This is a genomic window from Paraburkholderia diazotrophica (assembly GCF_038900755.1).
Classification (GTDB): domain Bacteria; phylum Pseudomonadota; class Gammaproteobacteria; order Burkholderiales; family Burkholderiaceae; genus Paraburkholderia; species Paraburkholderia diazotrophica_A.
In genome coordinates this window covers 545,533-559,763 of the sequence record NZ_JBBPEN010000002.1, presented here as the reverse complement: position 1 = coordinate 559,763, position 14,231 = coordinate 545,533, and the positions used below count along the sequence as shown (strand labels likewise).

Here is a 14,231-nt window from a genome sequence, read left to right as displayed (position 1 = left end):
TGGCTCGCCGCGCGCTACCGATGCCAGGCGTCGAGCACGGCAGGCTGCAACAGCCCGCTCGTCGCCTGACGTGCGCCGTGCGCGTCGATGAGCAGCGTGCGCGGCATCTCGCCGTGCCAGTTGGGATCGAGCGCGCGGCGCAGCTTGTCGGGGATCGCCTCGGCGTTCGCGTAGAGCGCGGTCCGCGGCGGCAACGGCAGCGACGCGAGCACTTGCGATAGCGCAGTGGCGTTGTCGTCGATGGGGTCCATCGCGATTATCGTCAGCCGCACATCGCGGTGCTTCTTCTGCCATTCGACGATCCGCGCCGCGTTCTCGCGGCAGTAGCTGCAATCGAGCGACCAGATTTCGACTATCTGCGGCTTGCCGTGCGACGCGGCGAAAAGCGCGTTCACGTCCGCCGCGCGCAGCGGCTCGAGACTGCCAGCGTGCGCGCCGACCGCGATCAAGGCGCCGGCGAGCGCCATCCACATTCGTTTCATTGATTGCCCTCCCCGGCCGGCACGAGCATGTAGCCGTCGTTCTGCGTGCGCCACGACAGATAGACGCGCCCCGCGTCGTCCAGCAACTGCGGATTGTCGCTGCCGCCCGCCGTCTGCGCGAGCATGCGCGGCGCGCTCCAGTGCGCGCCTTCGTCGTCGGAGCGGCGCAGCATCAGACGCATCGTGTCGCCATCGAAGTCCTTCCACGCGAGCCACAGCGTCTTGCCCTGTGCGATCAGCGCCGCGTGCGACGCCTGGTCGTCGGGCTTGCCCGTGTCGCCGAACGCCCATGGCTCGCCGATCTGCTGGCCGTTCGCGTCGAGGCGCGAGTAGTAGACGTCGGCGCGTCCGTTGACGACGCTGAACCACGCCATGTGCCGCACGCCGTCCGGCGTGATTGCGAGCGCCGGGCCGTGCTCGGGACACGCTTCCATATGCCAGCCGGAGAACGTCGCGCGAACGGGCACGACGGCCTCGCGCGAATCGGCGGGCAGCACGGCGAGCGCGTGATCGCGGATCTGGCCGTCGAACACGTTGCGCCACATCGCCTGCACGCGGCCTTCGTTGTCGAGCGCCAATGCGATCCGGCAGCACTCGCACGTGTGGTCGGCGACCTTGCGCTCGGGCTGGAACGACTGCCCGCCGTCCGTCGATACCGCGTAGTAGACAGCCGCGCCGTCATACGCCTTGCCGGCCTTCTTCGCCGCCGTCAGATCGCGCTTGTCGATCCATGCGACGAAAATGCGCCCCTGTCCGTCGACGATCATCGAATCGAAGCGATGCGTGATCGGCTGACGATCGCCGTGGACGGTGGCGGGCACGCTCCACGTTGCGCCGCCGTCCGTCGAGCGCGAGAAGCGGACCATGCCCGTGTACGGCGCATCGAGCGGCATCGACCACGTGACGTAGATCGTCTGCGCATCGGGGCTTGCAGCGATCTTCGGACGGTTCTCGGCGCTCGTGTAGATCGGCTCGGGCATCGCGTTGACCACGACGGGCGGCGACAGCGTGCGGCCCGCTTTGTCGGCGTGGCTCGAATGCGCGACGACGACGTGCTGCCCTTCAACCCACGCGACCCACAGGCGATGCTGCGCGTCAAACGCGGCGCCCGTCGCGAGCGGCGCTTTGGCTGCGCTCGCGGCTTTCGCGCCGGCACGCGGTCCCGTGCCGCTCATGCCGCTCATGCCGCTCATGTCCGCCATGTCCATCGGCATCGCGTGGCCCGTGTGCGGATCGTTCGAAGCGTCATGTGCCATCGACGGCTGCGCGATCAGCGCCAGCGACAAACCGGCGGCCAGCGCCGCCGTCCATTTTCTTAAAGCGACCATTTGAGTTCTCCGTAGAACGTGCGGCCCGGATACGGGTGAAAGACGTAGTAGCGGCGGTCCGTCAGGTTGTCGATGCCGACCGACGCGACCCAGTGCTTGCCCATCTGGTAACGCGCCTTCAGATCGACAACCAGAAACGAGCTCGTGCCGCCGTAGACGTCGGGATTGATGTCGCTGTTGTCGAGCGTGTTGTACTGGCGGCCGGAATAACGTATTCCGACGCTGCCCTGCCATTGCGGATTGAAGTGGTAGTTGGCGAGCAGATTCGCGCGCATCACGGGAATGCGCGGAAAGCGCTTGCCGACATACGACGGATTCGCCGAGTCAGCCAGAATGCGCGCGTTGGTCGCCGACACGTTCGCATCGAGATCGAGCCCGTGCAGCAGCACGTTCTGCCCCGAGAACGCCAGCTCGACGCCACGCGCGCGCACGCGGTCGACGTTCGAAATGTTCGTGACCGTCGAAGCGCCGTTGACCGTCGTCTGGCCGTAGATCGAATCGCGCAAGTCGCTCTGGAACACGCTCGCGCGCACGACACCCACGCCGACGTCGCGCTCCGCCGTGAAGTCCCAGTCGATTGCCTTCTCGGGGCGCAGGCCCGGATTGTTGTTGACGATCGCATTGTTCGAGATCGTGCCCTGGAACAGCTCGGCGACGGTCGGAAAGCGCGTGCCTGTCGCGAACGAGAGGCGAAACAGCCAGTATTGCGTGGCCTGCCATTGCACCGACGCTTTCGGCGACGGCGCGTTCGCGCTGCGATCCGCGTAGCCGAACGTCGACGTGCCGTTGCCGAGTGCGCCGTCGTATGCGTCCCAGCGCTCGTAGCGCAGGCCGAGCGTCGCAAGCCAGCCCGGCGCGAAACGCCATGCGTCCTGGCCGTAGAGCGCCTGAGTGCGCGTGTCGCCGCGATACGTGCTCGCGAGCGTCGACGCAGAGCCGTTCAGCCAGTCGGCTGCGTTGTACGTCTCGTTGCGCAGGAAATAGTTGTCGAAGTGATAGCCGACGGTCAGCGCATGGCCCGCGTACGACGGCGATTCCGCTTTCAGGTCGAGCGTCCGCCAGCCGGTGCCGTCGCCGAAGAAGATCGTGCCGGGGCCGCCGCCATAGGCAGCGGGCGGCGCAGTCGTCGACGAACGCAGCACGTCGCGCGAGACGTCGTACGCCGATACCACGCCCGACAGCTTCCATCCCGAATCGAGCCGCGCGTTCAGGCCGAACGCGTAGAGCCAGTTCTCCTGATCGCCGTTGGCGGGCGAAAACGCCGTCGGCGCGATCGTGTAGTTCTTCCCGCCGATCGTGGCATTGCCCGCATAGACCAGGTCGCCGGTGGCGTCCGTCAGGAAGGTCTGCGCGCGATCGTTGTAGTGGTTCTCCCAGTGGCCGACCGTGAGCGTCGCGTCGACGTGGTCGGTCAGCGCGTAGCCCATGCGCACGGATTCGCCGATCTGCTCGGTGCGCTCCATCATCTGCGGACCGACGATCACGCGCGGCTGGCCGTTCGGGCCGGTATCCGTCGCCGCGCCCGTCACCGCGACGGGCGCGCCCAGCTTCGCGTTGTACGCGCTATTCGGGCTCGCGTACTGGAGCGGCTGGCTGTTGTTCTCGAGACGGTCGAGCGTCAGCGAATACCAGAAGCGGCCGATGCGATCGGCGATATGCGCCGACTCGTGATTGCCGCCGAAGTTCTTCGTAAAGCCATACGGGTCGTCGTAATGCTGTGTGAAAAGCTGCGTGTCCAGCGACGCTTCGAGCTTCTCGGGCTTGCGCGTCGTGATCTGCACCGTCGAGCCGATCGAGTTGCCCGGATAGAGCGCCGAGAACGGCCCGTACAGCACCTCGACCTGGGCGATGTCGTCGGGCGCGATCAGCGACCAGCGCGGCGGGTACGCATAGCTCGAACCGAGCAGGTTCGACAGCAGCAGTCCGTCGGCATAGACGAGGCCGCGCGCGCTCTGCAGCTCGTTGAAGTCGCGGCCCGCGAACACCGGGTTGCGATCGCCAATAAAGCGCTTGCGGACCATGACGTTCGGCGCGTACTTGAGCGCGTCTTCCGTATTGACGATGTTGCGCGCGTCGATCTGCTCCCGCGTGACGGTTTCGACGACGCCCGGCGTGTCCGGTGCAAATGCGGGCGCGGCTCGCGTGGCCGTGACCCTGACGGCTTGCAGCGTGCCGGCGGGTTCCGTCAACGAATCCGTGGAATCGCTCGTTACAGAAGAATGGGAGACCGAAGTATCCGGGATGGCACGATCGGTCGTACCTTGATCGGCCCATGCAGGTTGAATGGCGAACACTGCCGCGCAAGCCACTGAAAGCGGCGTGCGTGCGGACAGCGCAGCGGAAGCGATGCGCATGAAGAGTCCTGAAAACGTGATCGAAGACGCCCTGCCGATGCGGATGCCAGGCGGCTCGCCGAATGACTGATGCGGCGAGCGGGAAACGCGGGAGCAAAGCAAAGGCAGGCGCAGCGGCTCGCCGCCTGCTACGTCGTGACGACGTCAGACGCAGGCGAACGAACGGGCTGAAAGGGCTTCAGATCGACGCGACGGGAGGGGCGCGGGGTAGTGCGGCGCGTACGCTGCGGCGCACAAAGACGACTTCGGGCTCGACAGCGCGCGCGTAAGCGAGCGCACGGACGGGAGGCGGAACGAACGGGACACTGGCGCCAAGTGCGAAGTTCGCAGCGAAGCCCGGACAGTAGACGCAGTGAGGAACGACGAGGTGCGACTTCGACGTGCTGTCGTGCGAATCGCCGAGGTCGATGACGACGTTCTTCGCACCGGCCGCATGACAGAGTTCGACGGAGAGCGGGCCTTGCGAGCCGGGAGCACGCGCATAGCCGATGACGGGCGACAGTACGTTGAGTACCAGCGCCAGCCATACGAGACCGATCCAGCGTGTCGGGCGTGCCATCGCTACCTGAAAGAGTGAGCGCGCAGTATAGCAATGGGCCGCGAAACAGTGTTTAGACGTACTGCGATCAGGCAATCGTTAAATTCTAAACAAGGCGCTTCAATGCCTGGGAGCCTGTGCCGTTAAAGCAACAAGGGGCGCGCCAAAACATCGGCTGTGTGCGGCAGCGCTGGTCCGACGCGCATGCCGAGGAAGATAATGATTTCGTAAAGGAGAGAACATCATGGATACCAAACCGCCGAAGATTCCGACCCCCGACAAGGTCTCGAGCCCGGATCCGGAACCGGCAGGCGTCGAATTTCTGAGCGCGGAACTGCCCGAGCATGTTCGCGCGTTCTTCGACGAACAACGCAAGTCGTGCGAACCGAAGTAACGGTTGACGTGTGCATTGCAGCGCCGGGGCACGCGCATCAAATGAATGCGCGCAATGCCGACGCACGTCCATGCGCTCCGCATATCGAGGCGCGGAATCGGTGCGCGTCTGTGCTTTTACCTGTGTCCGGTGGTTTCGTTCTTCATTTGAGCGACGGCTAATCGCGCGTCAACGTGACGCACGCGAGTTCGTCCGCGCGCTCATCCGTATTCGCTGACTTATCCCTCGTTTTTCCCCGCTGCGGCGCGGCCGTCGATGTGCATGTGCGACGCATGCCGCACGCTTCGTCTATTCTCTTGTGTTTCCTTCCTGCGCAGCTTCGGGCTGTCTCGAGTTCAATGATCCGTTCGCTTCACCTCGGCGCGCTTGGCGCGATCGCGCTCTCCTTCGCCCTCGCCTTCACGCCGACGCCCGCGCGCGCCGATGGCGACGACACCGCGCTCACCAATCTGATCGCGCTCGTCTCGCAGCGTCTGTCGCTGGCCGAGCCTGTCGCGCGCTACAAGTGGGCCCATCATCAACCGATCACCGATACGCCGCGCGAGCAGGCACTGCTCGCCGACGTCGAGAAGCGCGCGATGAAAGCTGGCATTGATCCCGCGCTCGCGCGCGCGTTCTTCCAGGATCAGATCGACGCGAGCAAGGAAGTGCAGAACGCGCTGTTCGATTCGTGGCGCGCAACCCGGCCGCCCGAAGGCGCGGCACCGGATCTCGCGACCAGCCTGCGGCCGCAACTGGACAAGCTGACGCAATCGCTGATTACCGCGCTCGCGCGCATGCAGACGCTGCGCGCGCAGGACGATTGCCCGACACGCGTCGCACGCGGCATCGATAACTGGAAATCGCTCACGCGCTACGACAACACGCGCAATGCCGCGCTCACGCGAGCGCTCGGGCATGTGTGCGAAGCGGGGGGCGTCGGGGCGACGGGCTAGGCCGCATCGATGGCTGCCGTAGCGGGGGCCGCGGCGGCGTTGGCCTCGCCCGGTGCGCGGGACAGCGGCAGCACGCGCAGTCCGCGCGCGAGGTGCGTCTGGAGGATGCGCCACGTCGACAGCTCGAACGCGCCGCGCGTGTCGGCAGCAAGCAGCGCCGAGGCTTCGGCCAGCGACGGCGCGTGCCCGAGATAGTGCCATCCGTCGACGATATGGAAGACGCGCGCGCCTTCCGATGCATCGCGCTCCTCGAACGCAATCGCACCTTCGTAAGGCCACGGCACATCGATGGGATCGGCGCGGCTCACGCGCGGCAAACGGTTGAGCGGCGGGCGCAGCGTCGCGATCCACTGCGCTTCCGCGAGCAGCGCGCCGATCTCGCCGCCCGTCGAGCGCCACTCGACGCGCCGCACCTGCTGCGCAAGCCTGATCTCTTTTGACGAACGGCGCTCGCCCGTCAAATGCGAGCGCAGACGCTGCCGCACGCGCACGCTTCGGCCGACGTACAGCGGCGTGTCGTTCTCGCCATAAAACGCATACACGCCGCAGCCGGCCGGCGCGGTATCGAGCAGATCTTCGGTGATATCGCCCGCCAGCTGGTAACGACGCATCGTCTTGTCGATCTGCGCGCGCAGCACGTCAACGGGGACGAGGCCGTGCAGACGTTGCCAGAACTGCCAGAGCAGATCGGCGTCGGCGAGCGCGCGGTGTCGGTCCGACGGCACGAGCGCATGCCGCTCGACAAGCGCATCGAGTCCGTGACGCTTTTCTGCCGGGAACAGCGCGCGCGACAGGCGCACGGTGCACAGCACGTCCGGATTGAACGCATAACCCGCGCGCTGAAACTCGTTGCGCAGGAATCCACGATCGAAACTGGCGTTGTGCGCGATGAAAAGCTTGCCTTCGAGCCGCGCGAACAGATCGGCTGCAATCGATTCGAACGTGGGCGCGCCGCGCACCATGTCGTCGGTGATGCCTGTCAACTGCTGGATGAAAGCGGGAATCGGCTGGCCGGGATCGACCAGTGTGGTCCAGCTGGACGCGCCGTCCGGCCCCAATTCGACGATGCCGATTTCCGTGATCCGATGCGTGCCTACGGAACCGCCCGTCGTTTCGAGGTCGACGAAGGCGATCGGCACATCGAGGGCCGGAGCAGGCAGAAACGGTACGGACATGAGAAAAACTTGTGCAATGCGGGACTGGTTACAAGTATGCCCTATCGACGGCAATGCTTGCGCGCGCATTGGTCACGTCATGGGAATTTGCGCTCGACCCTTTTACCGTACTCGTGCATTATCTTTTCCATGTCCGTCATAAATAAATCATCAATCAGGGATAACGCTTGGTTCTCGGCGTTAACCGACTGAATTTGCATTCGCGAGGAAATGGTTCCGAACGCTCTCAGCCAGGACGGCAGGGATTCGAGCGCCGCATTAGCATTCATTGAGCGACAAAATGAAAAACCCTCGCAAGGCGAGGGTTTAACCTGGGCGCGAATGCGTTCGGCGACGATCAGAGCGGCTGGATGTTGGCAGCCTGCTTGCCCTTCGGGCCGGCCTTGATGTCGAACGACACGCGCTGATTCTCCTTCAGCGATTTGAAGCCTTCCGCACGGATCTCCGAGAAGTGCGCGAAGAGATCCTCGCCACCCGTGTCGGACGTGATAAAGCCATAGCCTTTAGCATCGTTAAACCATTTGACGATACCGGTTTCCATATTCCACTTTCCTCGATATTTGACTAAACAGGCAATGCCATTTAATGCCGATTACGATTCACGAATTTCAGAAAACGGAAATAAGTGCGTACAGCACAGATTAGCGTCCCGCTATCGAAAATCCAGCATGGCATTTATACGGGGAACGGGCTGCAGGCGTCAAGCGGTTTCAAATTGGTATTTGAATGTTCGTCAAGTCCGTCATAAAAGCGAACGGAATCATGAATTTTCTTAAAGTATGCGGAATAAAATCGGTCTGTATTGCCGGTTTTTGTCTGCTATAACAAAGGAACTCGGGCAAATTTTTCCGCGGTGTAACAAATCGTGTCTTTCGTAAGTGTTTCCACGGGTTGTTAAGGTAACACGTGAATCGCAAGATTCTAGCCAGCAGTTTGCAACTGGAGAAACGCCATGCTGTTCGATACCCTCCTCCGCATCGCCGCCCAACGGTTCCGCTCCCCGAAAGACACGCCGCGCGCTGACAGGTCCGCGCAGCGCACGTCCGCGCTGGAGTTCGATCCGATGTGGCACGGCGATCACTGGCAGAACCTGCTGTCATCCCCAATGGACGCGCGCCACTACGTGATCGAAGATTGGAGCCTGACGCCGGGACTCGAATTTGCTCCCGTCGTTGCGGATGGAAAGCATCAATAAATGATGCGGTAAGCGCAGGCAAAAAAAAGCGCGACTTGGAGAAAGTCGCGCTGACAAAGGTTTGGAGATCTTTTTCGTCAACGAAAAAGTCTGCTTCGAAAAGCAGAACTTTCAGTATAGCGTTGGAAACGAGTTTGAATAGATGCGCATCTCGCAAACTACTATTTCAATACCGACAACAATCTGAATTCCGCCATTTTCGCGTTGTTTTCGCACATCATTTCGTGTCGTAATTGAACAACGCGTAAAGGTTGACACCCTCCGCTGGCACAACTCAATCAGCCGGAAAGCCTTTCTGAATAAGGCCTTCAGGCTTTCGCTCGATAATTTCCTATCCCGTAATACTTTATTGCGAAATTCGGAACGGCCATCTGCCGAGCCACGTCTCTACACTTTGCCTACCCGGAAACGAACGCACGTCGGTCACCGTGCGTTGTTCACGCGATTTGCCTCTCGCAGCGCTCGCGTGAAGTTTCCTTCAAGCCTGGGTACTAAAACCCATCCTGTTCTCGGAGTTACAAAGATGAAAAAGACTCTCATGGTCGCTGCCCTGACGGGCGTATTTGCAACGGCTGCGCATGCGCAAAGCAGCGTCACGCTGTACGGCTTGATCGACGCCGGCATCACCTACACGAACAACCAGGGCGGTCACAGCAACTGGCAAGAAACGACGGGCTCGGTGAACGGCAGCCGTTTCGGCCTGCGCGGCGCTGAAGACCTCGGCGGCGGCCTGAAGGCAATCTTCACGTTGGAAAACGGCTTCGGCATCAATGATGGCACGCTGAAGCAGAACAGCCGTATCTTCGGCCGTCAGGCGTTCGTCGGTCTTGCGAGCGACCAGTTCGGCGCCGTGACCCTCGGCCGTCAATACGACAGCATGGTCGACTACGTCGGTCCCCTGTCGCTGACGGGCACGCAATACGGCGGCACGCAGTTCGCCCACCCGTTCGACAACGACAACCTGAACAACTCGTTCCGCGTGAACAACTCGGTCAAGTACCAGAGCGCGAACTACGCGGGCTTCAAGTTCGGCGCGTTGTACGGCTTCTCGAACCAGGCTGACGGCTTCGCGAACAACCGCGTGTACAGCGCTGGCGCGTCGTACAGCTTCGCAGGCTTCAACCTCGCTGCTGCTTACCTGCAACTGAACAGCAACGGCGCAACGGGCACGGCTGCTGCGTTCAACAGCAGCGGCGCAGTTCAGGGCGACAACACGTTCTTCGCTGGCCGCCAGCAGACGTGGGGCGCAGGCGCGAACTACACGTTCGGCCCGACAACCGTCGGCCTCGTGTACTCGCAGACGAATCTGTCGCAATGGGCAGGCATCGGCCAGAGCGCGTCGGGCAACCAGGGTCTGACGAACCGCTTCGGCGGCAACAGCGGCCACTTCCAGAACTTCGAAGCGAACGCACGCTACGCTCTGACGCCGGCTATCAGCATCGCCGGTTCGTACACGTACACCCGCGCGAGCATGGCTGGCGAGCGCCCGCACTGGAACCAGTTCAACCTGCAAACAGCCTACGCGCTGTCGAAGCGTACCGACGTCTACCTGCAGGGCGAATACCAGCAAGTCAGCGAAAACTCGCTGGTCAACGCGAACATCAACGGTCTGAACGCGTCGGGCAACGAGAAGCAAGTCGCTGTGACGGCTGGCCTGCGTCACCGCTTCTGAGCATCAGAAGTACTCGCAGCATGAAAAAGGCGCCGCTTGCGGCGCCTTTTTTTCGTTGTTCACTCGCGTTCCCGTTGTTCTTCATCGGCGACGCTGCGGCCCACACAGGCCCTTGGGAAGGACCGCCTACGCGTCCCCCTCTTCGTCGCGCGTCGGATAGATCACGTCCAGTACGTCGATCGTCTGCGGTCCTGCAGGCGTATGCAACGTCACCTGATCGCCGATCTTCGCCTTCAGCAACGCGCGCGCAACCGGCGAGATCCAGCTGACGTGCCCCTCGTCCAGGTTCACTTCGTCGATGCCGACGATCTTCACCGTGTGCGTCTCGCCGTCTTCCGTCGCGTATTCGACGGTCGCGCCGAAGAACACCTGATCCGTGTTTTCCTGCCGGCTGCTTTGCACGACCTCGGCCAGATCGATGCGCTTGGTGAGAAAGCGGATGCGACGGTCGATTTCGCGCAGCCGCCGCTTGCCATAGATGTAGTCGCCGTTCTCGGAGCGGTCGCCGTTCGATGCCGCCCACGACACCAGCTTGACCACCTCCGGCCGTTCATCGTCGATCAGATGCAGCAGTTCATCGCGCAAGCGCCTGTACCCGGCCGGCGTGATGTAGTTCTTCGCGCCCGCGGGCACGTCGGGTTGAGCGGCTTCGAGATCGTCGTCGTTCTCGTCAGTCGATTCTTTGACAAAGGCTTTGTTCATGATGATTCAGCGTTCAAGCGGACATCCATATACCAAGGGTACATGATACGGCTACTGTCACAAATTTCAGGGTTAGCCCTTCCCTTTTTCCGAGACATTGCTATAATCTCATTTCTGCGTGCGGCTGTAGCTCAGTTGGATAGAGTACTTGGCTACGAACCAAGGGGTCGTGGGTTCGAATCCTGCCAGCCGCGCCACCTCTTTCGAGGGCCTTCCACCAGGAAGGCCCTTTCGTTTCACCGGGTTGTACGCGATGCAGTAAGCGCGACCCAGCAGTTCAAGCTTAGCGTGCGGCTGTAGCTCAGTTGGATAGAGTACTTGGCTACGAACCAAGGGGTCGTGGGTTCGAATCCTGCCAGCCGCGCCACCCATGAAGGGCCTTCCATCCGGAAGGCCCTTTGTCTTTTGCTGCCCCTTTCTGCTGTGCCTTTCTTTTCCGCGGTTTTTGCTTCTTTTCCCGTTCGTGCTGCGCCCGAGGCCTCGCGTCAACGCGGCGTCGACTTGATATCGCCGATTTCGCCATCCGGCTTCGGCAGTTCGTTCTCGATGCCCAACGGCGACGACTGCTCGCCAATCGGCGTCGCGCGCATCCCAAAGAGCGCCTGCGGCTGGCGCAGCACGTCGTCGACGGTATCGCCGAACCGGCTGATCACGAAGGCCCTCAGCAGCGCATCACGCAGCGATTCGCCATGCGCCGACACCGTCCCGTGCCCGCCCTCGAAGTCGGCGACGCAATGCGCCGCGCCCTCGCGCGTGCGCTCGCGCACTTCGAGCCGCCGCGCGCGTTCGAGCACGACGGACGCCGCTTCCCATGACGTCGACGGCGTGAAACGCCCATCCCATGCTCGGCCGCGGTCGTTGCCGCGTATCGAGACGACGCGGCCGCTATCGGTGAAGTGGATTTCGCGCACGAAGTCGTGCAGGCTGCGCGCGACCCAGTAGTCGAGCGCGAGGCCGGAGAGATCAGCTACGTTCATCGCGTTGTTCCCGTGAAAACAGGCAAAGGCGTGCGCGCAGTGGTGCAAACGGCGCGCCCGCCGCTCAACTTCGATTTCAGTAATCGGCGCGCTCGCGTTCGATCCGCATGCCGCCGTCGTGATGTCGATGCCCTTCTTCGCTCGGACGTTCGCGCGCGATGCGCATCACGTCGGGATTGGTCCGAACTCGGCGCATCACGTTCGCGAGATGCACGCGGTCGCTGACCTGAATGACGAAGCGCAGGAACGTCGATTCTTGCGACTGGTCTTCGTCCATCGCAATGTGGACGATATTTGCGTCGGCGGACGTGATATCCGCCGCGACGCGCGCGAACACGCCTTTGGTGTTCTTGACAAGCACCTTGATCGCGACGTCGAACAGACGTCCCGGCTGCGGCGCCCACGCGACGTCGATCCAGCGGCCCGGGTCGCGCCTGTGGATGCGCTGCGCGACGCGGCAATCCGTCGTGTGGATCGCCATGCCGAGGCCGATGCCGATATAACCCATGATGTCGTCGCCTGGAATGGGCCGGCAGCACGCGGAAAGCTGCACCGACATCCCTTCCGTGCCCGTGATGACGACGGGCGGCGCACTCGGCGTCGCGCCCTGTTCGGCACGCGGGTTCTCGTCGTCGGCTTCGTGGCCTTCCCGGCCGCTCATCAGCACTTCGATGCGCTTGGCCATCACCGCGGCGACACGCCGGCCCAGGCCGATATCCGCGAAGATTTCCTGACGGTTCTTGTTGCCCGTCCACAGCACGAGCTTGTCCCACACTTCCGGCGTGACGTCGGCGAGCGACAGTCCGTAGCCCTTGAGCGACTGATCGACGAGGCGTTCGCCCAGTTGCACCGACTCGTTCAGGCGCATCGTCTTCAGATAGTGGCGGATCGCGGTACGCGCCTTGCCCGTGCGCACGAAACCCAGCCACGCGGGATTCGGCTTCGAATACGGCGCGGTGATCACTTCGACGATATCGCCGCTCTTCAGCTCGGTGCGCAGCGGCAGCAGTTCATTGTTGATCTTCACCGCGACGCACTGATTGCCCAGATCGCTGTGAATCGAATACGCGAAGTCGAGCGCGGTCGCGCCGCGCGGCAGCGCCATGATCTTCGACTTCGGCGTGAACACGTAGACGGCATCCGGGAACAGGTCGATCTTCACGTGCTCGAGGAATTCGCTCGAATCGCCGACTTCGCTTTGAATGTCGAGCAGCGACTTGAGCCATTGATGCGCGCGCTTCTGCACGTCGTTGAGATCGGCGCCGCCGTTCTTGTACAGCCAGTGCGCGGCGACGCCCGCCTCCGCGATCTCGTGCATCTTGCGTGTGCGCACCTGGAACTCGATGGGCGCGCCGAACGGGCCCACCAGCGTCGTATGCAGCGACTGGTAGCCGTTGACCTTCGGAATCGCGATGTAGTCCTTGAACTTGCCCGGCACCGGCTTGTAGAGCGCGTGCAATGCGCCGAGGCACGTATAGCATTCGAGCGCGCTCTCGACGACCACGCGAAAGCCGTACACGTCGAGCACCTGCGAGAACGACAGCTGTTTGTCGCGCATCTTCTTGTAGATGCTGAAGATGGTTTTCTCGCGGCCCGTCACTTCCGCTTCGATCTTCGCATCTGAAATCGCGCGCTGCACCGATTCGAGAATCTTGCCGACCACTTCGCGGCGATTGCCGCGCGCCGCCTTCACGGCCTTTTCGAGTGTCGCGTAACGATGCGGATTGAAGTTCGCGAAGCTCAGGTCCTGCAGCTCGCGATATGTGTTGTTCAGGCCGAGCCGGTGCGCGATCGGCGCGTAGATGTCGAGCGTCTCTCGCGCGACGCGCCGGCGCTTTTCCGGCGGCACGGCGCCGAGCGTGCGCATGTTGTGAAGCCGGTCCGCAAGCTTCACGAGAATCACGCGCACGTCGCGCGCCATCGCGAGCAGCATCTTGCGGAAGTTCTCCGCCTGCGCTTCCTCGCGATTGCGAAACTCCATCTTGTCCAGCTTCGACAACCCGTCGACCAGTTCCGCGACCTTCGCGCCGAAGCGCTCCGCGAGTTCGGTCTTGGTCACACCCTGGTCTTCCATCACGTCGTGCAGGAGCGCGGCCATGATCGACTGCGCGTCGAGCTTCCAGGCCGCGCAGATTTCCGCGACAGCCACAGGATGCGTGATGTAGGGTTCGCCGCTTTGACGGTATTGCCCGAGGTGGGCTTCGTCGCTGAAGTGGAACGCCGCTTTGACTTCCTTGATCTCTTCCGGGCTAAGGTAGCCGGACAGCGCGGACGTCAGCTTGGCGATCGAGACGACGTCATGCCGGCGCGGCTGCTCCGGCGTGGCGGTCGGTCCGAACAGATGGCGAAACGATTGTTCGAGGACCGCGTCGATGTACCTGCGTGCAGACGATGGCGATTCGCTATCGTGTTCGTGGGCAGCGTGTTCCACTTCCGTTGCGGATGGCGAGGGGTTGGTGCTCATGGTCGCCTCCGTTTT

Annotated in this window: 14 protein-coding genes and 2 tRNA genes; 7 read left to right on the top strand and 9 right to left on the bottom strand. The window is 62.7% G+C overall.

The features are described 5' to 3' along the window. Positions 1-14: 14 nt before the first annotated feature. The 3 genes from AABE10_RS07845 to AABE10_RS07835 are packed head-to-tail and all read right to left on the bottom strand — an operon-like array spanning position 15 to position 4,104. On the bottom strand, positions 15-482 hold the full coding sequence (locus AABE10_RS07845; RefSeq protein WP_342932704.1) for a TlpA family protein disulfide reductase: 468 nt from the start codon (positions 480-482) through the stop codon (positions 15-17). Continuing rightward, positions 479-1,810, bottom strand: coding sequence for a sialidase family protein (locus tag AABE10_RS07840; protein WP_342932703.1), 1,332 nt, complete (start codon positions 1,808-1,810; stop codon positions 479-481). The genes AABE10_RS07845 and AABE10_RS07840 overlap by 4 nt, the downstream gene beginning before the upstream one ends. Further along, on the bottom strand, positions 1,798-4,104 hold the full coding sequence (locus AABE10_RS07835; protein WP_428983289.1) for a TonB-dependent receptor: 2,307 nt from the start codon (positions 4,102-4,104) through the stop codon (positions 1,798-1,800). Before AABE10_RS07835 ends, AABE10_RS07840 begins: the two co-directional genes overlap by 13 nt. Here AABE10_RS07835 and AABE10_RS07830 point away from each other — a divergent pair. Beyond that, positions 4,094-4,234, top strand: a complete 141-nt coding sequence (locus AABE10_RS07830) for a hypothetical protein (protein ID WP_342932701.1) — start codon at positions 4,094-4,096, stop codon at positions 4,232-4,234. The genes AABE10_RS07835 and AABE10_RS07830 overlap by 11 nt on opposite strands. A gap of 108 nt (positions 4,235-4,342) precedes the next feature. On the opposite strand, the gene AABE10_RS07825 is transcribed toward AABE10_RS07830, so the two are convergent. After that, positions 4,343-4,723 (bottom strand): DUF2946 domain-containing protein, encoded by a 381-nt coding sequence (locus AABE10_RS07825; protein WP_342932700.1) that lies wholly within the window; start codon positions 4,721-4,723, stop codon positions 4,343-4,345. Positions 4,724-4,946: 223 nt separating this feature from the next. Between AABE10_RS07825 and AABE10_RS07820 the strand changes: the two genes are divergently transcribed. Both AABE10_RS07820 and AABE10_RS07815 read left to right on the top strand, forming a co-directional pair. Then, on the top strand, positions 4,947-5,096 hold the full coding sequence (locus tag AABE10_RS07820; protein ID WP_342932699.1) for a hypothetical protein: 150 nt from the start codon (positions 4,947-4,949) through the stop codon (positions 5,094-5,096). Positions 5,097-5,434: 338 nt separating this feature from the next. After that, positions 5,435-6,031 carry a chorismate mutase gene (locus tag AABE10_RS07815; RefSeq protein WP_342932698.1) on the top strand — a complete coding sequence of 199 codons (597 nt, stop codon included), beginning with the start codon at positions 5,435-5,437 and terminating at the stop codon, positions 6,029-6,031. Here AABE10_RS07815 and AABE10_RS07810 read toward each other — a convergent pair. Further along, positions 6,028-7,206 carry an exonuclease domain-containing protein gene (locus AABE10_RS07810; RefSeq protein WP_342932697.1) on the bottom strand — a complete coding sequence of 393 codons (1,179 nt, stop codon included), beginning with the start codon at positions 7,204-7,206 and terminating at the stop codon, positions 6,028-6,030. The genes AABE10_RS07815 and AABE10_RS07810 overlap by 4 nt on opposite strands. Before the next feature lie 337 nt (positions 7,207-7,543). Next, the gene (locus tag AABE10_RS07805; RefSeq protein WP_342932696.1) at positions 7,544-7,747 is read right to left on the bottom strand and encodes a cold-shock protein; all 204 of its coding nucleotides are present in this window, start codon (positions 7,745-7,747) and stop codon (positions 7,544-7,546) included. Positions 7,748-8,158: 411 nt separating this feature from the next. On the opposite strand from AABE10_RS07805, the gene AABE10_RS07800 reads away from it, so the two are divergent. Then, on the top strand, positions 8,159-8,401 hold the full coding sequence (locus AABE10_RS07800; RefSeq protein WP_342932695.1) for a hypothetical protein: 243 nt from the start codon (positions 8,159-8,161) through the stop codon (positions 8,399-8,401). A gap of 523 nt (positions 8,402-8,924) precedes the next feature. Continuing rightward, the gene (locus AABE10_RS07795; RefSeq protein WP_342932694.1) at positions 8,925-10,073 is read left to right on the top strand and encodes a porin; all 1,149 of its coding nucleotides are present in this window, start codon (positions 8,925-8,927) and stop codon (positions 10,071-10,073) included. Between the two features lie 126 nt (positions 10,074-10,199). Here the strand turns inward: AABE10_RS07795 and greB are convergent, their stop codons facing one another. After that, a complete protein-coding gene (gene greB / locus AABE10_RS07790) occupies positions 10,200-10,775 on the bottom strand; it encodes a transcription elongation factor GreB (protein WP_342932693.1) in 576 nt (191 codons plus the stop codon). 120 nt (positions 10,776-10,895) lie between these two features. Here greB and AABE10_RS07785 point away from each other — a divergent pair. Both AABE10_RS07785 and AABE10_RS07780 read left to right on the top strand, forming a co-directional pair. Further along, a tRNA-Arg gene (locus AABE10_RS07785) sits at positions 10,896-10,972 on the top strand. 93 nt (positions 10,973-11,065) lie between these two features. After that, positions 11,066-11,142 (top strand) — tRNA-Arg (locus AABE10_RS07780). 118 nt (positions 11,143-11,260) lie between these two features. Here AABE10_RS07780 and AABE10_RS07775 read toward each other — a convergent pair. Next, positions 11,261-11,752: a phage protein NinX family protein gene (locus AABE10_RS07775; RefSeq protein ID WP_342932692.1), complete on the bottom strand. Its 492-nt coding sequence runs from the start codon at positions 11,750-11,752 to the stop codon at positions 11,261-11,263. Between the two features lie 76 nt (positions 11,753-11,828). Beyond that, on the bottom strand, positions 11,829-14,216 hold the full coding sequence (locus tag AABE10_RS07770) for a bifunctional (p)ppGpp synthetase/guanosine-3',5'-bis(diphosphate) 3'-pyrophosphohydrolase (protein ID WP_342932691.1): 2,388 nt from the start codon (positions 14,214-14,216) through the stop codon (positions 11,829-11,831). Positions 14,217-14,231 lie beyond the last annotated feature (15 nt).